The sequence below is a fragment of the Alcaligenes sp. genome, from assembly GCF_050255915.1.
Taxonomy (GTDB): Bacteria; Pseudomonadota; Gammaproteobacteria; order Burkholderiales; family Burkholderiaceae_B; genus Alcaligenes; species Alcaligenes aquatilis.
In genome coordinates this window covers 1-25,886 of the sequence record NZ_JBFWIQ010000014.1, presented here as the reverse complement: position 1 = coordinate 25,886, position 25,886 = coordinate 1, and the positions used below count along the sequence as shown (strand labels likewise).

General features: G+C 55.6%; 21 protein-coding genes, 3 tRNA genes and 1 pseudogene. 9 read left to right on the top strand and 16 right to left on the bottom strand.

The features are described from left to right. Nucleotides 1-188 precede the first annotated feature (188 nt). The 3 genes from AB7E06_RS15985 to AB7E06_RS15975 all read right to left on the bottom strand — a co-directional run bounded on the left by AB7E06_RS15985 (nt 189) and on the right by AB7E06_RS15975 (nt 493). Nucleotides 189-264: transfer RNA gene (locus AB7E06_RS15985), tRNA-Gly, on the bottom strand. Between the two features lie 37 nt (nt 265-301). Next, nucleotides 302-375: transfer RNA gene (locus AB7E06_RS15980), tRNA-Cys, on the bottom strand. A 42-nt stretch (nt 376-417) separates the two neighbouring features. Further along, nucleotides 418-493, bottom strand: a tRNA-Gly gene (locus AB7E06_RS15975). A gap of 331 nt (nt 494-824) precedes the next feature. Here AB7E06_RS15975 and murB point away from each other — a divergent pair. Then, nucleotides 825-1,835 carry a UDP-N-acetylmuramate dehydrogenase gene (murB, locus tag AB7E06_RS15970; protein ID WP_427957577.1) on the top strand — a complete coding sequence of 337 codons (1,011 nt, stop codon included), beginning with the start codon at nt 825-827 and terminating at the stop codon, nt 1,833-1,835. On the opposite strand, the gene AB7E06_RS15965 is transcribed toward murB, so the two are convergent. Then, nucleotides 1,832-2,503 carry a GntR family transcriptional regulator gene (locus AB7E06_RS15965; RefSeq protein WP_427957575.1) on the bottom strand — a complete coding sequence of 224 codons (672 nt, stop codon included), beginning with the start codon at nt 2,501-2,503 and terminating at the stop codon, nt 1,832-1,834. The two genes, murB and AB7E06_RS15965, sit on opposite strands and share 4 nt — an antisense overlap. Before the next feature lie 172 nt (nt 2,504-2,675). Here AB7E06_RS15965 and AB7E06_RS15960 point away from each other — a divergent pair, with 172 nt between their 5' ends. Next, the gene (locus AB7E06_RS15960) at nt 2,676-3,965 is read left to right on the top strand and encodes a C4-dicarboxylate transporter DctA (protein WP_088450611.1); all 1,290 of its coding nucleotides are present in this window, start codon (nt 2,676-2,678) and stop codon (nt 3,963-3,965) included. Between the two features lie 100 nt (nt 3,966-4,065). On the opposite strand, the gene AB7E06_RS15955 is transcribed toward AB7E06_RS15960, so the two are convergent. From AB7E06_RS15955 to AB7E06_RS15945, 3 genes are all read right to left on the bottom strand, one after another. Beyond that, complete coding sequence (locus AB7E06_RS15955; RefSeq protein ID WP_042488489.1) at nt 4,066-5,427, bottom strand: MFS transporter; 1,362 nt, start codon at nt 5,425-5,427, stop codon at nt 4,066-4,068. Between the two features lie 154 nt (nt 5,428-5,581). Further along, complete coding sequence (locus AB7E06_RS15950) at nt 5,582-6,829, bottom strand: iron-containing alcohol dehydrogenase (RefSeq protein ID WP_427957573.1); 1,248 nt, start codon at nt 6,827-6,829, stop codon at nt 5,582-5,584. Then, nucleotides 6,826-7,551 carry an alpha/beta fold hydrolase gene (locus tag AB7E06_RS15945; protein WP_427957572.1) on the bottom strand — a complete coding sequence of 242 codons (726 nt, stop codon included), beginning with the start codon at nt 7,549-7,551 and terminating at the stop codon, nt 6,826-6,828. The genes AB7E06_RS15950 and AB7E06_RS15945 overlap by 4 nt, the downstream gene beginning before the upstream one ends. Nucleotides 7,552-7,687: 136 nt before the next feature. Here AB7E06_RS15945 and AB7E06_RS15940 point away from each other — a divergent pair, with 136 nt between their 5' ends. Continuing rightward, nucleotides 7,688-8,410 carry a GntR family transcriptional regulator gene (locus AB7E06_RS15940; RefSeq protein WP_042488478.1) on the top strand — a complete coding sequence of 241 codons (723 nt, stop codon included), beginning with the start codon at nt 7,688-7,690 and terminating at the stop codon, nt 8,408-8,410. Nucleotides 8,411-8,428: 18 nt separating this feature from the next. Here AB7E06_RS15940 and AB7E06_RS15935 read toward each other — a convergent pair whose 3' ends face one another. The 3 genes from AB7E06_RS15935 to AB7E06_RS15925 form a co-directional block, all read right to left on the bottom strand. Next, entirely contained in the window at nt 8,429-9,244 is an 816-nt protein-coding gene (locus AB7E06_RS15935) for a sterol desaturase family protein (RefSeq protein ID WP_042488474.1), read from the bottom strand. A gap of 453 nt (nt 9,245-9,697) precedes the next feature. Then, nucleotides 9,698-10,489, bottom strand: coding sequence for a 4-hydroxy-tetrahydrodipicolinate reductase (gene dapB, locus AB7E06_RS15930; protein WP_108727812.1), 792 nt, complete (start codon nt 10,487-10,489; stop codon nt 9,698-9,700). Between the two features lie 25 nt (nt 10,490-10,514). After that, nucleotides 10,515-10,982, bottom strand: a complete 468-nt coding sequence (locus AB7E06_RS15925) for an outer membrane protein assembly factor BamE (RefSeq protein ID WP_319802190.1) — start codon at nt 10,980-10,982, stop codon at nt 10,515-10,517. Between the two features lie 146 nt (nt 10,983-11,128). Here AB7E06_RS15925 and fur point away from each other — a divergent pair, with 146 nt between their 5' ends. Further along, on the top strand, nt 11,129-11,584 hold the full coding sequence (gene fur / locus AB7E06_RS15920; RefSeq protein ID WP_094197413.1) for a ferric iron uptake transcriptional regulator: 456 nt from the start codon (nt 11,129-11,131) through the stop codon (nt 11,582-11,584). Nucleotides 11,585-11,762: 178 nt separating this feature from the next. On the opposite strand, the gene recN is transcribed toward fur, so the two are convergent. Both recN and AB7E06_RS15910 read right to left on the bottom strand, forming a co-directional pair. Then, the gene (recN, locus tag AB7E06_RS15915) at nt 11,763-13,409 is read right to left on the bottom strand and encodes a DNA repair protein RecN (protein WP_125278089.1); all 1,647 of its coding nucleotides are present in this window, start codon (nt 13,407-13,409) and stop codon (nt 11,763-11,765) included. A 6-nt stretch (nt 13,410-13,415) separates the two neighbouring features. Further along, nucleotides 13,416-14,315, bottom strand: coding sequence for an NAD kinase (locus AB7E06_RS15910; protein WP_094197411.1), 900 nt, complete (start codon nt 14,313-14,315; stop codon nt 13,416-13,418). 127 nt (nt 14,316-14,442) lie between these two features. Here AB7E06_RS15910 and hrcA point away from each other — a divergent pair, with 127 nt between their 5' ends. The 5 genes from hrcA to dnaJ all read left to right on the top strand — a co-directional run bounded on the left by hrcA (nt 14,443) and on the right by dnaJ (nt 20,665). Further along, on the top strand, nt 14,443-15,456 hold the full coding sequence (hrcA, locus tag AB7E06_RS15905; protein ID WP_094197410.1) for a heat-inducible transcriptional repressor HrcA: 1,014 nt from the start codon (nt 14,443-14,445) through the stop codon (nt 15,454-15,456). 63 nt (nt 15,457-15,519) lie between these two features. Then, nucleotides 15,520-16,605, top strand: coding sequence for a ferrochelatase (gene hemH, locus AB7E06_RS15900; RefSeq protein ID WP_094197409.1), 1,086 nt, complete (start codon nt 15,520-15,522; stop codon nt 16,603-16,605). Nucleotides 16,606-16,721: 116 nt separating this feature from the next. Continuing rightward, nucleotides 16,722-17,312, top strand: a complete 591-nt coding sequence (grpE, locus tag AB7E06_RS15895) for a nucleotide exchange factor GrpE (RefSeq protein WP_094197408.1) — start codon at nt 16,722-16,724, stop codon at nt 17,310-17,312. Nucleotides 17,313-17,500: 188 nt separating this feature from the next. Then, nucleotides 17,501-19,429, top strand: coding sequence for a molecular chaperone DnaK (dnaK, locus tag AB7E06_RS15890; RefSeq protein WP_230017635.1), 1,929 nt, complete (start codon nt 17,501-17,503; stop codon nt 19,427-19,429). 102 nt (nt 19,430-19,531) lie between these two features. After that, nucleotides 19,532-20,665, top strand: a complete 1,134-nt coding sequence (gene dnaJ / locus AB7E06_RS15885; RefSeq protein ID WP_094197406.1) for a molecular chaperone DnaJ — start codon at nt 19,532-19,534, stop codon at nt 20,663-20,665. A gap of 88 nt (nt 20,666-20,753) precedes the next feature. On the opposite strand, the gene AB7E06_RS15880 is transcribed toward dnaJ, so the two are convergent. The 4 genes and pseudogenes from AB7E06_RS15880 to AB7E06_RS15865 all read right to left on the bottom strand — a co-directional run. Then, nucleotides 20,754-23,606, bottom strand: coding sequence for a M16 family metallopeptidase (locus AB7E06_RS15880; protein WP_427957566.1), 2,853 nt, complete (start codon nt 23,604-23,606; stop codon nt 20,754-20,756). A 173-nt stretch (nt 23,607-23,779) separates the two neighbouring features. After that, nucleotides 23,780-24,232 (bottom strand): MarR family winged helix-turn-helix transcriptional regulator, encoded by a 453-nt coding sequence (locus AB7E06_RS15875; protein WP_427957564.1) that lies wholly within the window; start codon nt 24,230-24,232, stop codon nt 23,780-23,782. Between the two features lie 84 nt (nt 24,233-24,316). Next, a complete protein-coding gene (locus tag AB7E06_RS15870; protein WP_427957623.1) occupies nt 24,317-25,210 on the bottom strand; it encodes a hypothetical protein in 894 nt (297 codons plus the stop codon). A gap of 262 nt (nt 25,211-25,472) precedes the next feature. After that, a pseudogene (locus AB7E06_RS15865) lies at nt 25,473-25,886 on the bottom strand (collagen-like triple helix repeat-containing protein); the annotation flags it as partial.

The following is a 25,886-nucleotide window of genomic DNA, read 5'->3' as shown; positions in this document are numbered from 1 at the left end:
CGGTTTGTTCTGTGTAACCGCAGTTTACTGATATTTATACCCTCAGGCGGGCGGTGTTGTCTTATCTATATGTAGGTAGTTATACGTAACGGGCAGGCAGCAGCAGGCCGTGGCTGTGACAGCAAGGGGAGGAAATGGGGGAGGCAGGACGAAAAAAAGCCCAAACCGAAGTTTGGGCTTTCTGAATTTGGAGCGGGAGACGAGTCTCGAACTCGCGACCTCAACCTTGGCAAGGTTGCGCTCTACCAACTGAGCTACTCCCGCATTTTTTACTGCACTACCGACTTGTGACCAGCATTACTGGAGGCGCAAGCCGGAATCGAACCGACCTAGACGGATTTGCAATCCGCTGCATAACCACTCTGCCATTGCGCCGTGGTCGATTAAAAAGGGAAGCCTAGGCTTCCCTTAGGAATCTGGAGCGGGAGACGAGTCTCGAACTCGCGACCTCAACCTTGGCAAGGTTGCGCTCTACCAACTGAGCTACTCCCGCATTTTGCTGTGCAGATTGAATCTGTTTTCAGCGATTTACTTATTAGCTTTTGCTTATTAAGTAAAGAAAGCTAGTTTAGAGTGGCTATCTTTGTTTGTCAAGAGTTTTTGATATTTTGCTTATGCTTTTTATCGCTTAAGCTTTTTATCTGTACTGCCTAACAAACTAGCCTGCCTATAAACTGCTTTTTGCTGCGAAACCAACGCTGCGCTAAGCAAGAACGTAACTATAGACCGCAGGAAATATGCTTGTCAATAGATTCTGTAAATTTTTCCGGAAAATAGGCCGTCCGAGCTATGCTTACTGCTTTCTTTGATTGTGAGACAGGGCCGTGGACAGGCAGCGTAATGTGGATTTGAGCTCTTTTAATACCTTGGGTTTGGATAGCCGCGCGCGCGACCTGGTGGTGTATGACAATGTTACCCAGCTACCTGCCTTGCAAGCGCTGGTGGAGCAGGGCGAGCGTATCTTTGTGCTGGGCGGTGGCAGCAATGTGGTGCTGGCCGAGCACGTGGATGCCCTGGTGATCAAGGTAGAAAGCAAAGGGATCCGTCTGCTGCAAGAGCGGGACGATGTCTATGTTGTGGAGGCGCAGGCGGGCGAGTGCTGGCATGATTTTGTTCAGCATTGCTTGAATCTGGGTTGGCCTGGTTTGGAGAACCTGGCTTTGATCCCCGGTACGGTGGGTGCGGCTCCGGTTCAGAATATTGGTGCTTATGGCCTGGAACTGGAGCAGCGGGTGCACAGTGTGTTGGCCTGGAGCTTTAAAGAAGGCAAAGAGGTGGAGCTGTCTGCGGCCGAATGTGGCTTTGCCTATAGAGACAGCCGCTTCAAGCATGATCCGGCGGGTAGCTGGTTGATTCTGGCCGTGCGTTTTGCCTTACCACGTCAATGGACACCGGTGCTGGCGTATCCCGATCTGAATAAACAAGCTCATTTGGCGGGGGAGCCAGACCCTCAACGCATTTTTGATGCGGTCTGCAAGATTCGTCGTCAAAAATTGCCTGATCCCCACGTCCTGGGTAATGCGGGCAGTTTCTTCAAGAATCCCGTGGTGCAGACCGAGCAGCGTGATGCCTTGAAGCAGCAATGGCCCGATCTGGTCTCTTATGACCTTGGGCAAGGCCAATGCAAGTTAGCGGCAGGCTGGTTGATTGACCAGTGTGGCTGGAAAGGCAAGCGCGATGGCGCGGTGGGTGTACACGACCGCCAGGCTTTGGTGCTGGTGAATCATGGCGGCGGGACTGCACATGATATTGAGCGCGTGGCCCAGGCGATTCGTGGCTCTGTTCGGGAACGCTTTGGCGTGGAGCTGGAACAAGAGCCCGTTATGGTGAATTAAGCGTCTACCGCGCCCCACCATCGCAGCGTTTGTGCCAGATGGTGGCGTACCGCTTCCATGGCCGCTTCGGGTTTGCCCGCCTGCAGCGTGTCCAGAATGTGCAAATGTTCCTTCATGGCGGGTACGATGCGCTCGGGCAAAGGGCGTCGCGAGTGCTGCAGCACATTGATGCGATCACAATTTTCTTCGTAAATTGTCATGGCCGAGCGGTTCTGCAACGCTTGTGCCAGATAGCGGTGCAAGGCCCAGTCCACTTCCATGGCCTGAATCTGCAAGGCGGTGGTGACAAGGCCGCTTTGCGCCTGCTCCAGGATGTTCTGGTGTTGTTCCCGCAAGCTCTCCAGTGCGGGCTGCGTGGCACGGCTTGCCAATATCCTGGCCCCTTCCTGATCGAAGATACAGCGCAACTGAAAACATTCCCGTAGCGCTTCCGTGGTTGCCTCCAAAACCAGAACGCCACGCTTGGGCAGGATAGACACCAGCCCGGCCGCCGCCGCCCGCTTGACGGCCTCGCGCACTGGAGCCAGTGGAAAGTCGCTCAGTTTCATCAGCTCCGCCATCGACACCATCTGCCCCGCGCGTACCTGCCCGGTCGCCAACAAATGACGAAATGCCTGGAAAGCCTGGGTGGCTAGCAAAGTGTCATCAGAGGAGGAGGGAATACTCATTTAGCGTCTCCGGTTTTTACTTGTAGGGGTTTTTACGACTGCTTGTGCATATTCGATTTTAATTATATTCGGTATTTCATATTGAATATATGCTGACATGTCAGATGAAATTTTAGATTGATGGATTGCTGATAGCGATACGGCAGCGCTTACAAAACAACAGGAGACAACGATGCGTTTTTTGTACAGAACCTTGTTTGGACAGGTCATTGTGGCCTTGATACTGGGAGTCTTGGCGGGTGTGATCTGGCCGGACTTCGCCGCCTCGCTCAAACCCTTTGGTGATGGTTTTATCAAGCTGATCAAAATGATCGTGGCACCCTTGGTGTTTTGTGTCGTGGTGCACGGAATTTGTGGCAGCAGCGATTTGAAGAAGGTGGGGCGTGTTGGGGTGAAGGCCCTGATTTATTTTGAGGTTGTCACCACCTTTGCCTTGGCCTTGGGCATTTTGCTGGGCTACTTTTTTACGCCTGGGCATGGGATGAATGTAGACCCCAGTACCCTGGACGCCAGTGCCATGGCTGCGTATACCTCGCGGGTGGAGCAAAGCACAGATACCGTCGGGTTTTTAATGAAGATTATTCCGACGACGTTTGTGGATGCCTTTGCGTCAGGCGATATTTTGCAGGTGCTGCTGATTGCAATTTTGTTCGGTTTGGCGGTTGCCTTGCTGGGGGAGCGGGGCCGTCCGGTAGCATCGGCGGTAGAGACGCTGTCCCATGTGTTCTTCAAAATTATTGGTTTCATCGTCCGTTTGGCACCCTTGGGTGTGCTGGGAGCCGTCGCTTTTACGGTTGGCGAATACGGGCTTGGCACCTTGGGCAAGCTGGGCCTGCTGGTTGTACTGTTTTATGTGACGTGCGCCATTTTTGTGCTGGGCGTCTTGGGGCTGATCCTGCGCATGACCGGCTTTAGCATCATCAAGCTGTTGAAGTATTTGCGGGAGGAATTGCTGGTTGTACTGGGCACAGCGTCGTCTGATGCGGTCTTGCCCCAAGTGATGCGCAAGCTCGAGCGTATGGGTATCAAGCAATCCACTGTAGGTTTGGTGGTGCCAACAGGTTATTCCTTTAACCTGGATGGTTTTTCGATCTACCTGACCTTGGCCGCCGTGTTTATTGCACAGGCAACCAATACCCCCTTGTCCTTTATCGATTTGATGACCATTTTGGCCATTTCCATGTTGACCTCCAAAGGGGCGCACGGTGTACCGGGGTCTGCCATTGTGATTCTGGCAGCGACCTTGAGTGCGGTTCCTGCTATCCCGGCCATTGGCTTGGTGCTGGTTTTGTCCGTTGACTGGTTCATGGGCATGGCGCGGGCCTTGACCAACTTGATTGGTAATTGCGTAGGAACCGTGGTGGTGGGCGCCTGGGAAGGTGACGTGGACCGAGAGCGGGCTCATGCTGTTTTGGATGGGCGTGTTCACGTTGATCTGAGCCAGGACAGCAATGGCAATTAAGCCGAGCCGTTCATGAGTTTAAAACCCATGTCAGCCAAATCGACTGACACGGGTTTTTTATTGAACTTTAAGTTTACTAATCATCAATTAAATCAGAGCATTAAGCTGAAACTTCCTCCAGCGAACGCCCCTTGGTTTCCACCCCCAATGCAATCACCACCAACGCTGCAATAGAGAAGGAAATAGCCCCCAGGGTGAAGACGCCTGAATGCCCGGTCCAGGGCAGGATAAAGCCCACCAGCAGCGGTCCGAACAAGGAACCCAGTCGGCCAATGGATGAGGCAAAGCCGGCGCCTGTGCTGCGTGTGCGTGTGGGATACAGCTCGGGGGTGTAGGCATACAAAACCGACCACATGCCAAACATGAAGAACTGCATGCACAAGCCAGCGCCAATCAGTTGAGCAACAGGGGCCTGACTGGTGGCGACGTGGCCATAAATAAAGGCACAGCCTGCGCTTCCGAATAGCATCAAGACCATGGTTGCCTTGCGACCCCATTTCTCCAGCAACCAGGCCGAGAAGATGAAGCCTGGAATACCGGCCAGGGAAATATAGATGGTGTAGGTAACGGATTTGGTGACTTCATATCCGGCTTGTTGCAACAGTGCGCCCAGCCAGGTGGTCAGACCGTAGTAGCCCAGCAAGGAGAAGAACCACAGCATCCACAGCATCAGGGTGCGACGGGCGTATTGGCCTTGCCAAAGTTGAGCAAACAGCGCGCCACGCTTCAGTTTCTCGCAAGGGGTGGGAGGCAGGGGAGAGGGCAGGGCCTGGCCTCCGTTGGCCTGAATGACTTTGTGTTCAAAAGCCGTTGTGACTTGTTCGGCGCGGTCGTTATGGCCTGCCTCTTCCAGCCAGCGGGGGGACTCAGGAACCCAGCGACGAATCACAAACACAAACAGGGCAGGGATAGACAGGGCAATGAAGATCCCGCGCCAGCCTATATAGTCCAGACTCAGATATGTCAGAATCCCGGCGCTGATAAAGCCCAGCGGCCAGAAGCCTTCCAGAATCGCAATATATCGACCGCGACTTTTAGCGGGCACAATCTCCGAGACCATGGCCAGGCCGATGGGAAACTCCATCCCCATGCCAAACCCCAGCAGCACCCGAAACGCCATCAACTGCTCGACGTTTTGGGACAGGCCACAGGCCAGGCTTCCTACGCCCCAAAAAATCATGCTCCATTGAAAGACGGGTTTGCGCCCGTACTTGTCTGCCAGCATGCCCGCAATGGCAGCTCCCAAAAACATGCCTAAAAAGCTGGAGCTGGCCAGCATCCCCGCCTGCGCGGTGCTGAGCCCCATTTCTGCTTTGATGGAACCTAAAACAAAAGTCATAATGCCCAGGTCCATGGAATCAAAGAACCAGGCGGTCGCGATAATACCGAACAGCATGCGTTGATAGCGTGTCATGGGTAATCGCTCCAGGCGATTGGCCACATTGGGGGATACGGCTGTCATTGGTGTCTCCTGTAGGTCCGCTCTTGTGGCGGGTTTTATGTATAGGAGACCTGCCGTCAGGCCAAGGCAGGTTTTTTTCTTCTACTAATATATTACATGGATACTAGTGGTATCTATTTTAAGATTAAATAATGGTATGTACTTAGCTGACTAATTAACTGTGGGTTAGTGCTCCGGCCAAAGTGCCTTCAAAAGCGTGTTGAATAATGCGTTGATAGGCGCTGGCGCAGTCAGCAACCGGGAAGGCTTTGGCAAGACGGCTCACTTGCAGGGCGTCGCTCAACAAGCGTTCCAGCTGATGCTCTTGCACGCCGCATTGGCTCAGATCAGAGGGGATGTCCAACAGCTCGACCAGCGACCGCACATGGGCGGGGAGCGCCAGCAAGGTGTCTTCCGGTTGGCCGGCTGGCATGCCCAGTAGTTGGGCGACTTCCAGCAGTTCGGTGGCACGGGTTTCGCGCAGTTCGTCCAGAACGTAGGGCAGCAGTACGGCATTGGTGGTGCCGTGAGATTGATGCGTCAAACCTGCCAGTGCGTAGGCAATACCATGCACCGCGTTCAGGCCCGCCGTGCCGTAGGACAGGGCGGCATAGTAGCTGGCGCTGGCCATGCCATCGCGGGCTTCGGTGTCCGTGCCGTCGCGATAGGCTCGCAGCATGTACTGGCCGCACAGGCGTATGGACTCGCGCGCAAACATCATGGTCAGGCTGGATCGGCCGCTATAACCAGGGTCCGGGCTGCCACCCCGATCAAACAGGCTAGCGTCCTGAGTCACGAAGGATTCAATTGCGTGGGTCAGGGCATCAATACCGGCGTCGGCAGTAACGTGCGGTGGGCAGCTATCGCTGAGTTCCGGATCAATGACCGCAATGGCGGGGCGCAGGGTATTGCCCATGACGGCGATTTTGGTGGCATTGTCGGGGTCGACCAGAATGGCTCCCGGTGTTGCTTCTGATCCTGTGCCGGAGGTGGTGGGCAAGGCGATCAAGGGCAAGGGTTGGGTGTGCGCTGGCCAGGTGCCGCTGTAGGCGCGTATGGACTCCCCGGTGGGGACAGTCAGACACAGGGCTTTGGCCAGATCTATATTGCTGCCGCCGCCCAAAGCCAAGACGAAATCTATAGGGTGATCGGCTAGGTGGGCACGTACTTGCAGCGTGGCCTGATCGCATAAGGTGGTGGAAGGATCTGGCTCGCCACCATCAAAAACCACGACCTCAATACCCAACTCTCTACAGGCGGTGATGTAGTCCTGAACCCAGGTAGTTTGAATGGTGAAAAAACGGTCGGTAATCAATAAGCCGCGACGCCAGCCCAAGTGCGCAATCAAGGCAGGCAGTTCATGGCGGCAGCCGCGTCCCATCAAGGTGCGGGGCGGTGGACAAAAGAAAACATGTTTGTTCATACGGAAGTCCTTGCGGTGTGTAGAGAGCAGAAGGGTTCTATCAATGAGGCGATCAGTTCAGTGTGCGAGCCCAGAATGCTGTGGCTCGCATCAGGCAGACTGTGCAAGGTGGCTTGTGGCAGTGCCTGCGCCAACAGGTGGGCGTGCTCAATGGGACAGTCCTGATCCTGTTCGCCATGGATGATCAAAGAGGGGATGGAAATACGAGGTAGCTGCGCGTACAGGTCGTGCTGCCGATTTGCCAGCCAGGTCCAGGCCACGTCTTGATGACCGGCGGCTGCAAGCAGACCCAGGCGCCGCTCTCGTTCTGCAATTTCGTGCAGCAAGGCAGGCGTGTCCTGGGCTTTGAACCATTGGGTCTGGTTCAGGCTGGCTGTGCCCGATAACAACACCAGGGCTTGCGGTAGTGGGGCCTGTTCATCCAGCAGCGTCAGACAGGTTTGCAGCACGATCGTGACGCCCAGGCTCCAGCCTGCCAGGACATAAGGGGTGTGTTCGGGCAGGGCTTGAACGCTGGCGCGCAAATCGTGGACAAAGCCGTCCAGCCCGTAATCTTCCTGGCTGGAACCATGAAATGCCTTGCCTCGGCCGCGTAAGTCCGGGGTGTGCCAGAACATCAAACCCGAGCTGGCTTGAGCTACGGGCAACCAGCTGCGATGGGTGCCCTGAATCCCATGCACGGCAATGATGGCCGCTTGTTTTGAATCGCAGGCAATGCTCATGTGGCTTCCTGGAGTAGATAAATACAACTAAGATATGAGGCTGTTGCCCAGCTCCGGCCATGTACTTGCAAGGCCAGGGCAGGCGTCAGAGTTGGGGTGTCAGCAGCAAACGCTGCGTTTTAAAGGCAGGCTTAGCATGGTCACAAGCAAGCGGAAGGTAGCGGGAAAAGGGCAGGCTCATGATGAGGCCTTGGACATCAAGGCCTTGACGGAACCCAAGCCCAAACTTACGGACATTGCTTACGAGCGTTTGGAAGAAGCCATCATTACCTTGAAGTTGCCGCCGGGCAGCATTGTGTCCGAGCTGACCTTGAGCCAGATGTTCGAGATTGGCCGCACGCCGATTCGGGAGGCCATTCAACGGCTGGCACGCGAGCATTTGATGCTGGTCTTGCCGCAGCGCGGGCTGTTGATTCCAGAGCTGGACATGCCCAAGCAGTTGCGCCTGATCGAGACGCGACGGGAGATCGAACGTCTGATCTGCCGTAGTGCGGCCAAACGGGCGACACGAGATCAGCGCGAGCAATTCAAGAGCTTGCATGATGCTTTCCTGGAAGCAGCCACCCAGAACGATGAAGTCAGTTTTATCCGGGCAGATCGACGGTTGAATGAGCTGGAAATCGAGGCGGCTCGCAATGAGTTTGCCGAGGCAGCGATGCGTCTGACCCATGGTCTGTCTCGCCGTTTCTGGTTCTGCCACTATCAGCAAAATCCGGATCTGACGCAGATGGGCAGACTGCATGCCAACTTGGCCATGTCCATTGCCGGGGGCGATATGGACCAGGCGGGTCAAAGCCTGGACCTTTTGATGGACTACATTGAAGAACTCGCCCGCACTACTCTGATTTCCAGCCTGTAAATACAATCAGGGTCTTGGCTAGGCCAGGCCCCGCTCCAGGGCGTGGGCCTCTTCTTGTTTCAGGGCCGGGCCGTCCGTGGTGTCGCCAGTATCCTCAAAGCGGAAGCGGCGGATGATGGGCTTGAGCTCTTCCTTGACGTGCTTTTCGCTATAGCCATTGAACAGGTGACCAAGCAGGCCGCGGCGCAGGTCCGTGGTGCCCATGGCCCAGTCCGCAATGGGGAAAGTCAGGTTCATGTTGTACTTCATCATGATGCCCTGATTGTGGTGGGCCGTATGGTGGCGGCGAATGGTGTTGATGAAGGGCATATTGCGCACAAAGCTGTTCTCATGCACATGACAGCAGTAGTGAAAGGCCTCGTACACCAGGTACTGCGCCACCATGGTCATGAACACAAAGTAGCCTGCATTGGGATTGATGATGGTGGCAGCCAGCCAGCCCAGAATCCCGCCGCCTACGCCCAGCGTTGCCAGAACGCGCCAGGGGAAAAACACAATCCGGAACTCCTTGCTGGAATCAATCGTGGCTTCGTTGTCAGTGAAGTACTGGTGATGCTGGCGAGTATGGCGTTCGTAGATTTCCCGCAAACCAATGATGTTGATGCGTCGGTGCATCACATAACGGTGCATGGCCCATTCAACAAAATTACCCGCCAGAAAAACGGGAATCACAATCAGCCATTCCCAACCTACCGGGCCTAGCTGGGTGATGCTGTAGTAAATCGCTGCCAGACCCACGATGTAGGTCACAACAACGTGAACAATGCCGTTGTAGGCGGGGCTGATATTGGATTTGTAGTCCTCTCGGAACTTGCGTTGGCGTTCGCTCATCATGTCAGTTGTCTCCTGCGAAAAGGTTTATTCTTTGAATATCCAACTAACATATTAGTGATATTTTTTTCTGCGTCAAGCAGGGAAAACAGGGGGGAGGAAAGGTGACAAGGGGGCGACTTAAGGGGGGAAGCCGCTGTAGCGCGTGGTGGAGCAGTTTTTCAGGCCAGGCTCAGGACTGGTTGTGCAGTTTTACTGGCGAGCTTGGAACTGTTTTTTTTGTGGTGAGGCGAGGCGAGGCGGGAGGGAGCAAGACGGGGCACACTGGACCAAGGCTAGGGCAGGAGATGAAAGGACAGGTAAAGGACAAAACAAGGCAAAGGAATAGGTGCTGGCCAGATCAATCCAGCACGCCACTTTAGGAAAGTAGCCCAACAGGAGGAGGCCCTGTTAAGCGGAGATAAAAAAGCCGGCTCGAAAGCCGGCTTTTTATCAGAGCGTTTGCAAGTCAGGAACTTACAGGCCCAGTACGTCCTGCATGGTGTACAGGCCGGTGCTTTTATCGCCCAGGAAACGGGCGGCACGCAGGCTGCCATTGGCATAACCGGCACGGCTGCTGGAGCGATGCGAAATTTCGATGCGCTCGCCTTCACCGCAGAAAAACACGGTGTGGTCGCCCACAATGTCGCCACCACGGACAACGGAAAAACCAATGCGGCCATCCTGACGCGCCCCGGTATGTCCGTGACGGGCCCAGTCGGCTACATCGTTCAGGGATTCGCCCCAGGTCTGGGCGATGACTTCACCCATGGCCAAGGCGGTGCCCGAGGGTGCATCCACCTTGTTGCGATGGTGGGCTTCAAATACCTCGGCGTCGAAACCCTGGTTCAACAAGGCAGCGGCCATTTCAATCAGTTTCAAGGTGGCATTGACGCCCACGCTCATGTTCGGGGCGAAGACAATAGCAATCTCGCGGCCAGCGGCTTGGATCTGTTGTTTCTCCGCTTCAGAAAAGCCGGTGGTGCCAATCACCAGACGGGTGCCGTGTTGGACGCAGGCATCCAGATGGGCCAGGGTGCCTTCAGGGCGGGTGAAGTCAATCAGGCAGTCGGCTTGGGCCAGGGCGTTCAGATCGTCCGTGATCTTGATTCCCGTGTCTTTACCCAGAAAAGCTCCTGCATCCTGGCCGATGGCTTTGGAGCCGCTGTGGTCCAAGGCGGCGGCCAGTGTCAGGTCGGTACTGTTCAAAACAGCTTCAATCAGCATACGGCCCATACGGCCGTCTGCGCCAGCAATGGCAATGCGCATGTATCCAGTGTCCTTAACGTAAAGCTTAAAGCGTGGGCTGGTTGCCGGTCACGCTGGGCGTGGGGGCCGTATTTTCGGCGTCAGCGGGAGGCGGCGTTTGTTTCTTGCCGGTATCGCTGCGCTCGAATGGTTGGCGATCAGGCTGTTCGTCGCCTTGCCAGCGAACCAGGGTGTCGCCTTCAAACCAGACGGTGAACGTGCGCTGCTCGATCTTGCCGTAGCCAGGTCGGTTCAGGTAAGGATAGTCCCAACGGTCGGCGTGGAAAATGTCTTGCAAGGTCGGTGAGCCCAGCAGATAACGTACCTGTTCGCGAGTCATCCCCGGTTGCAGGCGGGCCACTTGCTCGGCAGTGATCCAGTTCCCCTGCTGAATGTCTGCGCGGTATGGGAAGCCCCATTTGGAGGATCCGCAGGCGCTCAGGGCGGCGGCAGCCAAGCTGGCTGCGAGTATGGCGCGGATGACAGGAGTGAATGAATTGGCCTTCTTCTGCACGAAATGCCCCAGTAGGAATAAAATCGTTATCATATAAGGGTTTAGGAAAAAGCGCATGAATTGCGCGTTGAACCGCCTCAAGACGAGCTGGTTTTCAATCAGAACGGACTTGAGATCCATCCCCATCAAGATGCGATAATTTAGCCATGAACGATCAAAATGAACTGAAGAACATGGGGCTTAAGGCGACGTTTCCACGCCTGAAGATTCTGGATATTTTTCGCCGCTCCGATCAGGACGGCCAACGACACCTGAGCGCTGAAGACGTATACCGTTTGCTCATTGCTGAAGAAGTCGATATTGGTTTGGCCACGGTATACCGTGTGTTGACCCAGTTTGAACAAGCCGGCATTTTGGTGCGTAGCCAGTTTGACGGCGGCAAGGCCGTCTTTGAACTGAATGATGGCGATCACCACGATCACCTGATTTGCACCAATTGCGGCGTTGTCGAAGAGTTTACCGACAGCAATATCGAAGCCCGTCAGCATCAGGTCGCACAGGATCACGGTTTTGTGCTGGAGAGCCACACGATGCTGTTGTATGGTATTTGCCCCAAATGTTCGGAAGCGGGCAAGCAGGCCAAGCCCGGTTTGCGTAGTTAATTCTGTTGTAGCTGGCCCGCAGGCCCAGGATCTGACGATTGGGGGGCAGGATAGCCAGGACGGCATTCTGAAAATTCAAAGAACAGTCAGATTCAGGCCATAGGGCATCACAGCCGGACATGAAAAAACCACCAGTTGCTGCGGCGCTGGTGGTTTGGTTTGCGTTTCAAAAGCGGCTTTACTGTCGCGCCAGCATTTCCCGTGCATGTTCACGCGTGGTTTGCGTAATTTTCAGACCACCCAGCATACGGGCAATCTCATCTACCCGTTCATCTTGCGTCAAGGGGCGGATCGAGGAAAAAGTCTGGCCTTGTTCGGTCGTTTTCTCGACTTTCAGATGATGGTTCCCACAGGCAGCCACCTGGGGCAGGTGGGTCACGCACAGAACCTGATGGCGTGCGCCCAGCTCTTGCAGTAGACGTCCTACCACTTCGGCCACTGCGCCACCCACACCGGTATCGACTTCATCAAAAATCAAGGTAGGTACACGAGCCGCTTGACTGGCGATCACAGACAGCGCCAGGGAGATTCGAGCCAACTCACCTCCAGAGGCCACTTTGGCCAGTGGACGCGGTGTGACGCCTTCGTGACCTGCAACCAGGAACTCCACGTGCTCGACACCATGGACTTGAGGTTCGCAGGCGGTCAGGGCGACCTCGAAACGGCCGCCTTGCATGGCCATGGACTGCATGGCCTGGCTGACTTGTTTGCCAAGCTGCACACTGGTTTTGCGTCTTGCCGCACTAAGCTTGCCGCTAAGCTCCTGATACTGCTTCTGCGCGTGCTGGGCCTTGGCTTGCAAGGCCTCCAAATCAAAAGATTGCTGTAACTGTGCGAGCTGCTCCTGCCAGGAGTCCAGCAGACTGGGTAATTCCTCGGGCTCCACTTTCAGTTTGCGCGCGGCACTGAAAATGGCTGACACCCGCTCCTCTGCTTGAGCCAGGCGCTCGGGGTCCAGCTCCATATCGCTTAAGTAGCTGTTCAGATCCGAAGCCGCTTCGGTGACGGCAATTTGTGCCGACTCCAGCGCATCCACAATCGCTTGCAGGCCAGGGTCATGGCGCAATAGGGCACTCATTTCGTGGCTGGCCTTGCCCAGCAGTTGCTGTACCGAGGTTTCCTCGCCATCCAGAGCGGTCAGGGCCAGCGCACTGCCATCAATCAGGGCTTGAGCATGAGACAGACGGGTGTGTTCTTGTTGTAGCTGGTCCCATTCCCCAGCGCGCAGATTCAGGCTGGAGAGCTCATTGATCTGCCATTCCAGGCGCTCTTGCTCGCGCTTGCCTTGTTCCGCACTTTGGCTGGCTTGTTCGACGGCTTTGCGCGCCTGGCTCAATTGCTGCCAGGATTGTGCCACTTGACGCGCCAGTGGCAAATGGCCGCCTTGGCTATCGAGCAGATCGTACTGACTTTGAGGATTCATCAGGCTTTGATGTGCGTGCTGGCCGTGAATATCCACCAGCAATTCGCCCAGCTCACGCAACTGGGTCAAGGTTGCTGCGCTGCCGTTGATGTAGCTGCGGTTGCGCCCTTGCAGGTCAATCAGACGACGCAAGATCAACTCGTCCGAAACATCGAAGTCACGCTCGCTCAGCCAGCGCTGAATGTCTTGTTCGCAATCGAAGTGTGCGCTGACTTCAGTGCGTGTGCAGCCTTCGCGTATGGCTTTGGCATCGCCGCGTGCTCCCAGAACCAGGGAGAGCGCGTCAATCAGGATGGATTTGCCAGCGCCGGTCTCCCCGGAAAAGACCGTGAAGCCGGTGTCGAAATCAATCGTGGCTTGATCCACGATGACAAAGTCTCGAACGTGCAGGGTACGGAGCATAGAGGTTTATTCGTTTTCGTCGTTAGGCAAAGGGATGTGATTCCAGCCCAGTTTTTGGCGCAGAGTGGAAAAAAAGCTGTAGCCCTTGGGATGGATAAAGCGAATGGTGTCCTGGGAGCGACGCACATCAATGCGGTCTCCCTGCTGACAGTCGGACCAGGTTTGCATGTCAAAGTGCACACTGCCACCTGATTCCACCCGGCCCAGTGCCGTAATGGTCAAGTTCAAGGTACCTGTGTCGGGTAGCACGATGGGCCGGTTAGACAGGGTTTGCGGCGCGACAGGCACCAGCAAAAAGGCTTTCAGGGACGGGTGCAGCAAGGGGCCGCTGGCGGCCAAAGCATAGGCGGTCGAGCCGGTGGGAGTGGAGATGATCAGGCCGTCCGAGCGCTGGCGATACATGAATACACCATCCAGTTCTACGCGCAGCTCGATCATGCCGCCACGGCCAGCGCGGTTGATGACCACATCGTTCAGGGCCACGCCTGAATACAGCACTTGTCCGTCGCGCACGACGCGGCCTTCCAGCATGGAGCGCTCTTCAACGTCATACTCGCCTTTGAGAACGCTCAGCAAGGCGTCGTTGGCGTCATTCAAGGGAATATCGGTAATAAAGCCCAGGCGACCATGGTTGATTCCGATCAGGGGGACTTTACTGTGGGCTAATTCGCGAGCCGCGCCTATCATGGTGCCGTCGCCGCCCATCACGATAGCCAGATCGGCGTGCTCGCCAATTTGGGCATAATCGCCGATGGGAAATTCGGTAATACCGGCATTCTGGGCGGTTGTGGCCTCAAGCAATACCGAGCAACCAGTGCTGACCAGGGTATTGGCCAGCGATCGGATGGGCGCATCCAAGCCGGAGTCCTGGTATCTGCCAACAATGGCAACCGTTTTGAAATGCATGGGGCGAAAACCTTAAGATTAATGAAATAATGGCGATCAGTGGATTATAGAGTTGCCACTCTAGGCTTGGCTGTAAGATTCTCCCCTTTATCATGCAGTGCTGGTGTTTTTAAGTGACGTACGCGACATGGATGACAGAGCAAATGCCTTGTTGAAGGTGCTGATCGAGCGTTACATCGCCGATGGTCAGCCGGTAGGGTCTCGTACCTTATCGACCGTTTTTGATTTTTCTCCGGCCACCATTCGAAATGTGATGGCCGAGTTGGAAGGCTTGGGACTGATTCACAGCCCGCACACCTCGGCGGGGCGTATTCCCACGCCCAAGGGTTACCGCTTGTTTGTGGATCGTCTATTAGCGGCAGAGCGTTTCGAGCGGCCTGATGCTCGCAACCTTAGCCAGTATCTGCCTTTTGATGAACCCAACCGGGCGGTCAGTTCCGCCGCTGCCTTGCTGTCGAATCTGTCGCAGTTTGCTGGCGTGGTGCTGGCACCGAAAAAAGCGCAGACCTTCCGGCAAATTGAGTTTATTCGCCTGTCCGACAAGCGAGTGTTGCTGATTATCGTCACACCAGATGGCGATGTGCAAAACCGTATCCTGTTTGTGCCGCGTGATTACCTGGAGCAGGAGCTGGTTGAGGCCAGCAACTTTTTCAATCAGCATTTCTCTGGCCTGTCTTTTGAGTCGGTCAAGCTGGCCTTGTCGCAGGAGCTTAGCTCTTTGCAGGCGGACATTTCGCGCCTGATGCAGCAAGCGGTGGATGTAGGCAGCCATCAGCCTGACAGTGAGGAGGCCGTGGTGATCGCTGGCGAGAGCAAGTTGTTAAATGTCTCGGAAATGGTGGCGGACATGGATCGTTTGCGCCGTCTGTTTTCCCTGTTCGAGAAAAAAACCGATCTGTTGCATCTGCTGGATGTGTCCAGCCAGGCTGAAGGGGTGCAGATTTATATCGGCGGAGACTCCCAGCTCCTGCCGCTGGATGATGTCTCTGTGATTACCGCCCCGTATGGAGTGGACGGCAAAGTCGTGGGTACGCTGGGTGTGATCGGGCCATCGCGGATGGCGTATGATCGTGTGATTCCGATCGTGGACATTACGGCTCGGCTATTGTCCAATGCCCTGAGCCATCACTCGGCCAGTTAATGGATAGATCTTCAACCTGTTGGCAGGCGGAAGGTTTGCTGGCTGTCTAAGGTATTAATCATCATGCCCAAGTTGTTTGCTTCTCCTTATTTGCCCGAAGAGCAGGACGCCGATATGTTCAATGACCAGGCTCCGGTACGCCAGGCTGGGCCGGTCGGTATCTTGCTGGTCAATCTGGGTACGCCGGATCAGCCCGATGCGGCATCCATTCGCCGTTATCTGGGCGAGTTTCTGTCTGATCCTCGGGTAATTGAAATCCCGCAGCCGGTCTGGCAGATTATTTTGCGCCTATTCATTTTGCCCCGCCGTCCCAGCAAGCTGGCGCCGCGTTACAAAGACATCTGGTTGCCGCAGGGCGCCCCCTTGCTGGTCTACAGCCAGGCCCAGGCCGATGGTTTACAAAAGTTGTTGCACTCGCAGGGCCACGATGTAAAGGTGGAGCTGGGGATGCGTTATGGCAATCCGTCCATTGCCAGCGGACTGGATAAATTGAAAGCTGCAGGTTGCGAGCGGATTTTGAGTTTGCCCCTCTATCCACAATATGCAGCCAGCACGACCGCGACAGCGGTCGATTGTGTCGCTGCGCATCTGGGCAAACAGCGCAATCAGCCAGAGCTTCGTTTTCTCAAGCGCTATCATACGCACCCGGATTACATTGGTTCCTTGGCAGCGCTGATTCGTCGTTATTGGGATGAGCATGGCAAGCCAGAGCGTTTGTTGTTGAGTTTTCACGGTTTGCCACGCCGCTGCGTGGAACTGGGTGATCCTTATTATCGCGATTGCCGTGAAACGGCCAATGCCTTGCGTGCGGCGCTTGATGAGCCTGCTGTAGAGGTCCACATGGCTTTTCAAAGTCGCTTTGGTGCGCAGCGCTGGCTGGAGCCGTACACCGAGCCTACCTTGCGTGAGTGGGGTAAGCAGGGAGTAGGACGTGTCGATGCCGTTTGCCCCGGTTTCTTGGCAGATTGCCTGGAAACCCTGGAGGAGATTCAGGTGGAGTGTCGCGACGCCTTTTTGGAAGAGGGCGGTCGCGAGTTCCATTACATTCCTTGCCTGAATGACGACCCGCAATGGATCGAAGGTCTGGGACGGCTGGCTGTGCAGCATTTGGGAGGCTGGTTGCCCAGCCGTCTGGTGTCAGCCCAGTAGTGGCCAGGGAAGGTTTTAACGGGCCGAGCGAGCAAAATACGAAAGCAGGTCTTGAACTGGGGGCAGATGCCCCCATTTTTATGCGATCAACGAATTCTGTAGTGGAGAAAAATCGAATGGCTACACACGCCGATCCCAATAAGCCTCTGGACGGGGAAGTGACGGAAAACACGCCTGAGCAGGCGCAAACGGGCACCGTCGAGCAAGACCAGCCAGAGATTTTGGCCCAGCAGCCTGAAGAGTGTTCGGCTGATCTGGCGACCGAATTGGCCCAGGCCCAGGAGAAAGTGTCGCAGTATTACGACCAGTTGCTGCGTGCCAAAGCTGAAGTGGAAAACATCCGTCGTCGTGCGGATGATGATGTTGCTAAAGCCCGTAAGTTCGGCACCGAGTCCTTTGCCGAAAGCCTGATTCCGGTGCGTGATAGCCTGGAAGCAGCCCTGGCCCAGGGCGAGCAAAGCCCTGAAACCTGGAAAGAAGGGGTGGAGACGACCTTGCGTCAACTGAACAAGGCTTTTGAACGCAATAGCTTGAAAGAAGTGGCTCCACAAGCTGGCGACAAGTTTGATCCGCATCTGCATCAGGCTATCTCGGCCGTGCCTTCGGAGTTTGAAGAGGGCGCAGTCGCCCAACTGCTGCAAAAGGGTTACACCATTTCGGATCGCGTGTTGCGTCCCGCCTTGGTGATGGTGTCAGCTCCCAAGTAATCAGAGCTTGCCTGACTGTGCCAGCAGGCTTTCCGGGCTAAACCCACTTTCAAGCTTCTTTTCCGGGTTTCTGGCAGGCACAGTGAAAAAAATAGGGCTGTTGCTCTTGAAATGCGTACACAGTTCCCCATATGCATTTCATCAAATAATTTGCTTTCGCAATCAATCTTTTAGTCAGGTAAAAAATCATGGGCAAAATCATTGGTATTGACCTTGGAACCACCAATAGCTGTGTATCGGTGTTGGACGGCGACCAGGTTCGTATTATCGAAAATGCCGAAGGTGGTCGTACGACCCCTTCCATCGTGGCTTACATGCAGGATGGTGAAATCCTGGTTGGCGCTCCTGCCAAACGTCAGGCTGTGACCAACCCTGCCAACACCATTTTCGCGGTCAAGCGTTTGATCGGTCGTAAGTTCACTGAAAAGGCTGTTCAGACAGATATTGAACACGTGCCTTACACCATTGTTGCCGCTGATAACGGTGACGCATGGGTAGAAGCACAGGGCAAGAAGATGGCACCTCAGCAAGTGTCTGCCGACATCTTGCGCAAAATGAAGAAAACTGCCGAAGACTACCTGGGCGAAGAAGTAACCGAGGCCGTGATTACCGTGCCTGCTTACTTTAACGACAGCCAGCGTCAGGCAACCAAGGACGCAGGCCGCATTGCCGGTCTGGATGTCAAACGCATCATTAACGAGCCAACCGCAGCGGCTTTGGCTTTCGGCCTGGACAAGGCTGAAAAGGGTGATCGCAAGATTGCGGTGTATGACTTGGGTGGCGGTACGTTTGACGTGTCCATCATCGAAATCGCCGACATCGACGGTGAAAAGCAGTTTGAAGTGCTCTCCACCAACGGCGACACCTTCCTGGGTGGCGAGGACTTTGACAAGCGCATCATCGACTACATCATCGACGAGTTCAAGAAAGAAAGCGGCGTTGATCTGTCCAAAGATGTGTTGGCCTTGCAGCGTCTGAAAGAATCCGCTGAAAAAGCCAAGATCGAGTTGTCGTCCACGCAGCAGACCGAAATCAACCTGCCTTACATCACGGCAGATGCTTCCGGTCCCAAGCACTTGAACCTGAAGATCACTCGCTCCAAGCTGGAAGCGCTGGTTGAAGACCTGATCGAACGCACGATCGAGCCTTGCCGCGTTGCCATCAAGGATGCTGGCGTGAAAGTGTCGGAAATCGACGATGTGATCCTGGTCGGCGGCATGAGCCGTATGCCCAAGGTGCAAGAGCGCGTTAAAGAGTTCTTTGGCCGTGACCCACGTAAAGACATCAACCCGGATGAAGCTGTGGCCGCTGGTGCCGCGATTCAAGGTTCCGTCTTGTCGGGCGACCGTACTGACGTCCTGCTGCTGGACGTGACTCCTCTGTCCCTGGGTATTGAAACCCTGGGTGGCGTCATGACCAAGATGATCCAGAAGAACACCACGATCCCTACGCGTCATTCGCAAGTGTTCTCCACGGCTGACGACAACCAGCCTGCGGTGACCATCAAGGTGTTCCAGGGCGAGCGTGAAATTGCTGCCGGTAACAAGGCTCTGGGTGAATTCAACCTGGAGGGTATTCCACCAGCAGCACGTGGTCTGCCACAGATTGAAGTGACGTTCGACATCGACGCCAACGGTATCTTGCATGTGTCCGCCAAAGACAAGGGCACAGGCAAAGAGAACAAGATCACCATCAAGGCAAACTCCGGTTTGTCCGACGAGGAGATCGAGCGTATGGTCAAGGATGCCGAGGTCAACGCAGCTGAAGACCACCGCATCGCTGAACTGGCCGTTGCTCGCAACCAGGCCGAAGCTTTGATTCACTCGACCCGCAAGTCCTTGACGGACTACGGCGACAAGCTGGAAGCGGCAGAGAAAGAAGCCATCGAAAAGGCAATCGCTGATCTGGAGGAAACTCTGAAAGAAGGCGATAAGGAAGCCATCGACGCCAAGGTGGAAGCTTTGGGTGTGGCCTCGCAGAAACTGGGCGAGAAGATGTACGCTGACATGCAGGCTCAAGCCGCAGCACAAGAAGGTGCTGAAGGTGCAGCCCAGCAGCAGCCCGCCGATGAGAACGTGGTCGACGCTGACTTTAAAGAAGTCAAACGCGATCAGTAATTGAGAGCCTGATTCAGGTTCCCTGGCCCGATCTTTGGCGGCATACGCTGGAGATCGGGCATTATTATTCAAACAGCGGCGTTTGGACGTCGTTAATCAAACATGGCAAAACGCGACTTATACGAAATTCTCGGTGTGGCCAAAAATGCGACGCAGGATGAAATCCGCAAAGCGTATCGCAAGCTGGCCATGAAGTTCCACCCTGACCGTAATCCGGATAGCAAGGACGCCGAGGAAAAGTTCAAGGAAGCCAAGGAAGCGTACGAGATCCTGTCCGACGAACAGAAACGCGAAGCCTATGACCGCTATGGTCATGCCGGAGTCGATCCCAATGCCGGCATGGGCGGTATGGGTGGTGGCATGGGCGGGGCCGGATTTGCAGACGCCTTTGGCGATATTTTTGGTGAAATATTTGGTGGTGGCGGTGGACGTCGCGGCGGTGGCCCTCAGGTTTACCGTGGCGCGGATTTGCGCTATGCGCTTGATATCAGCCTGGAGCAGGCAGCAGCCGGTTTTGATACAGAAATTCGCGTACCAAGCTGGGAAAACTGTGAAACTTGCTCGGGTTCGGGTGCCAAGCCCGGTACCTCTGCACAGACTTGCCGTACCTGCCAAGGCAGTGGCGCAGTCCGCATGCAGCAGGGCATTTTCAGCATGCAGCAAACCTGCCCGACCTGTCACGGTAGTGGCAAGGAGATTCCTGATCCCTGCGTGGTGTGCCACGGCGAAGGCAAGGTTAAAAAGACCAAGACTTTGCAGGTCAAGATTCCTGCCGGTATTGATGATGGCATGCGCATTCGCTCCAGCGGCAATGGCGAGCCTGGCGTTAACGGTGGTCCTGCCGGTGACTTGTATGTGGAAATCCGCATCAAGCCGCACGGTATTTTCCAGCGTGATGGCGAGGACCTGCATTGCGAGCTGACCATCCCGTTTACCACGGCAGCCTTGGGCGGAACGGTGGAAGTGCCTACCCTGACAGGGCGTGGCGAAATCACCATTCCAGAAGGTACTCAAGTGGGCAAGACATTCCGCTTGCGCGGCAAGGGTATCAAGGGCTTGCGCTCTAGTTACCCTGGTGACTTGTACTGCCACATTCAAATCGAGACACCTGTACGTCTGAACGAAGAGCAAAAGAAGTTGCTGCGTCAGTTTGAACAGGCCTTGAACGATGGTGGCGTCAAGCATTCGCCCAAAAGTGAGTCCTGGACGGATAAGGTGAAGGGTTTCTTCTCCTGAATCCTGCAAGGGATAGCGCAGTAAAAAGCCCGGTACATGTGTACCGGGCTTTTTTATGCCTGCCTGAACAGGCCCTGGGTTTCAGCTATCAGGGCTGGGCTTCCAGTGCAGCCGGGGCATCAGTTGGAGCTGGGGCGGGTGCCGGTCCTTGCTTTGTTTCCTGGGCTTCAGGAGCGGCAGCACCTTGTTTCTGGCGCTCGTGGTCTGCGGCAATTGCCACGACCATTTCCTTGGGTTTCAGGTATTTGTGCAAAGCCGCATTGACCTGTTCGGCATTGAGTTTTTGCAGCTCCTGGTCCATTTTCTCGGACCATTCAAAGCTACGACCCAGGTCCAGGTAGTTCAACCAGGCGCTGCTGACCACGGTGTCCTGGCTGCGCGACAAGCGACGATAATTCAGCAAAGCATTCACACCTTCTTTGACCTCTTGCTCGCTAAAGCCATCTTTTAGTGTTTGAGTCAGTACTTCGTCGATGGTCTTGCCCAGTTTTTCGCTGTTACTGGGGGCGTGGATGGCATAGACCTTCCACGAGCCATTGGGCTCATAGCTGGACGCCTCCACCTGACTGCGTACGTTGTAGGACAAGCCATCTTCCACTCGCACGCGGTTCCATAGGCGCGAAGTCTCAGACAGGCCCAGCAAGTAGTTGGCTAAGTAGACAGCCGGAAAGTCAGCATCGCTGTCTTGTAACTTCAGACCCAGATCCGCTAGATAAAAGGCGTTGGCCTTGTCTGGGGTGTTGATATCGAAGACCTTGGGGGCCACGGTTTGCAGTGGGTCGTCCGGACGCTGGTAGGTCGGGGCTTTGCGCCAGCCCTTCAGACCCTCCGCCAAAGCCTTGCGAACTTCTTCCTTGTCAAAGTCGCCCACGGCGCTAAAGGCGACATCGCCCGTACCGTAGAATTTTTGATGGAAGTCCCGTACTTGCTTGATGTTTACCGCTTGGACTCGCTCTATGCCTTCCTCAAAGCTGGGCGTGTAGCGAATATCGTCTTTAGGCCAGGGGTTGGTATAGCGTTCAATGGCCTGGCTTGCCAGGGCTGCAGGCTCGGTACTGGCCGATTTCAGGTCGGTTACAACGGCTTGCTGATATTTCTTGAGCTCGTCTTCGGGGAAGTTCGCCTCGCGCAGCACATCCAGCGCCAGAGCAATGGCTTTAGGCAGGTTCTCTCGATTCGAGGATAGGCTCAGGTACAAACGGCCATTGGAGCCGCTGGTGCTGAACTGGGTTTGCATGGCGGTGAACTGGTCGGAAATCTGTTCCCGATTCAGCTTTTTGGTGCCGGTGCTCAGCAGGCTGGCCACGGCAGCGGCGGTAGCTGTCTGGTTCTTGAGTTGATCAGGTGAGCCAAACTTGAAGGACAAGCGGGCCTCCACACGTTCAGCGCGCGTTCCCTTGGGTAGCAGCGCCATTTTCACTTCGCCCAGGTCCTTGCCCAGGGACAGGGGCTGCAGATCAGTGCGGGCCATGATGTTGGCAGGGCTAGGATCAAAGGCCTCTACCGCTTTGCCACTGTCCTTGCCGGTATAGTCTTGCACCAGTTTGGCCACATCTACTGTAGTGGCTTGCGGGGCGCGCAGCGGTTTTTCTGTAGGGATGTATAAACCATTGCTGCGGTTGCTGGCTACCAACCAGGTCTCCAACGCCTTTTGAACGTTTGGCAGCTTGGCCGCTTCTACCCGGTCGCGCTGCAGAAAGAACAAACGCCAGTCCCCGCTGGCAGCCGCTTCAGACAGTGCGCTGGCCAAGCTGGAGGGATTGGCATAGGTCTGTGTCCAGCCTGTCATCCATTGGCTGCGGATGCGCTCCAGATCCGTCTCTTTCAGCGGGGACTTGGCTAAACCCTCCAGCGTGTCATTCATGACCTTCAAGGCCTTTTGCTGATCCATATCGGGTTTGAGCTCGGCACCAAACAAGGCGTAGCCCGGATCGTGGCTTTCGGAGTCAAAGCTAAATACGCTGGTAGCCAGGTTCTGGTTGACCAGGTTCTTGTACAACTGTCCGCTGGGGGTATCGCCCAAGGCGCTGATGCCCAGGCTCAGGTCCATATATTCCGGGCTGGCGGCGCTGGGCAGGTGGTACAGCGACATGATCAGGGGGGTACCACCGTGTCGGCGCAAGGTGACTGTGCGCGTGCCGTCTTGCACCGGCTCAACCGTGTATTCGGGGCGCAGTGTACGAGTTGGCTTGGGGATGGAGCCAAAGGCCTTGGCAATGTTTTCCAGGGTTTGATCGGTGTCGAACTGCCCGGTTACAAAAAGCACGGCATTATCGGGCTGATAGTAATCGTGGTAGAACTTGCGAAGCTGTTCAATATCCACATTTTCTACGTCGGAGCGGGCGCCGATCGTGGTCTTGCCGTAGCTATGCCATTGGTAGGCGGCAGCGGTCAGTTTCTGCATCAGAACACGGAAGGGGCTGTTTTCACCGCTTTCCATTTCATTGCGTACCACGGGCATTTCCGCTTCCAGATCCTGCTTGTCGATCAAGGCGTTGACCATGACATCGGCTTGCCAGTCCAGATACCATTTCAGGGTTTCGGGATCTGCAGCGAAGCTGGCAAAGTAATTGGTACGGTCGCTGGAGGTGGTGCCGTTGGCTTCCAGACCGCGTTTGGAAAATTCGCCCAGCGCATTGCGCAAGGTGGGCGTGCCGCGAAACAGCATGTGCTCCAGCAGGTGAGCCATGCCGGTTTGCCCGTAGTTCTCGTGTCGTGAGCCGACCAGATACGTCATATTGACCGTGGTCGTGGGTTTGGAGTCGTCTGGGGCCAGAACCAGGCGCAGGCCATTGTCCAGAGTGTATTGAGTGACGCCTTCGACAGAGGGGCCTTGGGCCAGACCTGCGGGTAGGGCATAGGCTGCCAGCGAAGTGGACAGCAGCGCAGCCCCTGCAAGATGGCGCAGGCGCAGGGCGGCAATCAGTACAGAGAGTTTCATGAACACATCCTTACGGTTTTAGCGATGAAAAAGCCAGCCAAGCCGACCAGTGTCTTTTGTAGCATGGGGTCGTTTGGCTGGGTAGGCAGCTTGCCTTACAAATGTCCGGCGTGATCGAAAAAAAACCCATCAGGGACACTGATGGGCAAAACAGCAAGAAAACGATGCCGCGTCTAGCTGGGTTTGTGTTTTAGCCTCTCCAAAGCGTCCTTGCGTAGGTGGCTTAGGCTCTTGAAGAGAAAATCGTAAAGTGCAGCCAATTGCTTGGGGTTGTAGTGTGCCGTGGCATCCATGATGTGATGGGCAGGCAGGTTTATATCAGTAATCAGGCGCTTGCAGCGCTCTTGGTTGGGATACAGGCTGGTCATGCGCCCGTCGCGCGGGTGCGGCTTGCGCAGCAGATATCCGGCGTTCTCCAGGCGTGTAATCAAAGCCTGCGTACCACTGGGACTCAAGTCCAGTAGCTGGGCCAGCTTGCCGGGAGACAGAGGTTTGAACTCCAGTACGAACTCCAGAGCCTTGTATTCATTCAGGCTCAAGCCCGCTGCTTGTGCCAACTGGGTTTTGTTTGCCTCCAGGTAGACATCAAACTGGCGCAGCATCATGCGCACAATGTCGCTTTGCATATGCCCTGATAAAACCTCGTCCCTTGCTTCTGGCTCGGTCCAATCCGTTCTCAGGGGCTGTTTATTAGGCATATGCACACATCCTTAGCGCGGGGGAGCGCCCAGCAAACCGTTAATCAGTCCGGTGACGGGGCTTAGTAGACCGACATTGGTGGTGGCGACTGTGTTGCCAGGAGGCGTTTCGGTCGTGGCCGCAGGTGGGCTAAGCAAACCATTGCCCAGCAGACCGGTGATGGGGGCCAACAAGCCTGGGTTATTGGCCATGTCGCCACCAAGACCACTCGTCACGCTGCTGACCAGGTGGGTGACAGGGGCCAGCAGGCCAGCGTTTTGTTCTGTGCCGTCCGCAAGTCCGCCAGTCAGGGAATGGGCCAGACCAGTAATGGGGGACAGAAGCCCGTCATTGCCGACGTTCCCGCCTGCTAAGCCACCAGTTAACCCGTCGACCAGATTGGTGACAGGGGTCAGTAAACCGGCGTTGTTATTGAGTGCTGTGGTTTGAGCACCGAGCAAAGGTTGTAGCTGATTGCTGTCATGCAAGAGTGCATCGCTTGTCGCGGCAAGGCTGCCCGTTAGGTTTTCCAGCGTGGAGCTAATCGGGTTGGGATTGTTGGGGTCGTTATGGAGCAGGCCTCTTGCGCTACCGACCGTATCACTGACTCCATACAGCAAGTTGCCCGCCGCTTGTCCTGCGTTGAGTGGGAGATTGGCGTTTTCAATGAGCTTGCCCACAATATCGATGCCATGTTCAGTTTCGTCCAGGGTGACGTTGACGCCCTCGCTGTCGATGATGGTGCCTAGATCAATTGCTTCCATTATTCGAGCTCTCCAGGGCTCTATATCCTGGATGTCTAGTATTTGATCAGCGCTTAATCCAACACGCTGTCCGTAATTGCGCAATCCGACAGGCAGAATGTTATCTACTGCTTGACCTGTATTTGCCAAGCTCGTTTCAAGCGGGCCGGGTTGGACGACCATTGTTTCTGCTGTTCTCAGGTTTTGACTCAGGTTCAGATTTGCTGGAACAGCGAGAGGGCTGGCTCCCAGCAAATCGGCCTGGGCAGTCGTAGAGAACAGACTGGCTGTCAGGCTGAGCAAAACGATCCTGCTGGACGTAAAACGTGTCTTTATAGTCATGACTTACTCCATCTGAAGATCAGGATTGCTCAGGCGTTTCAAATCTGAATGAGTGAGCTCCTGGGGATAAGGGATGGGGCGGTTGAGCGCCCCATCCTTCCGTTTAGCGGGGGCCGCCCAGCAAGCCGCCGAGCAGGCCGGTTACCGGGGCCAGTAAGCCGCCGTTGTTGGTGGTCCCACCACCGGCATTCACGCTGCCAGAGGCACCGCCATCTACCGAAGGGGCTGCTCCGCCCAAAAGCCCGCCGGTCAAACCACCGACCAAGCCAGTTACAGGAGCCAGCAAACCGCCGTTGGCAGCGTCACCACCACCCAGTCCTCCGGTCAGGCCACCGACCAGATTTGTGACGGGAGCCAGCAAACCGCCGTTGGCAGCGTCACCACCACCCAATCCTCCGGTCAGGCCACCCACCAGATTCGTGACGGGAGCCAGCAAACCGCCGTTGGCGGCGTCACCACCACCCAATCCTCCGGTCAGGCCACCCACCAGATTTGTGACGGGAGCCAGCAAACCGCC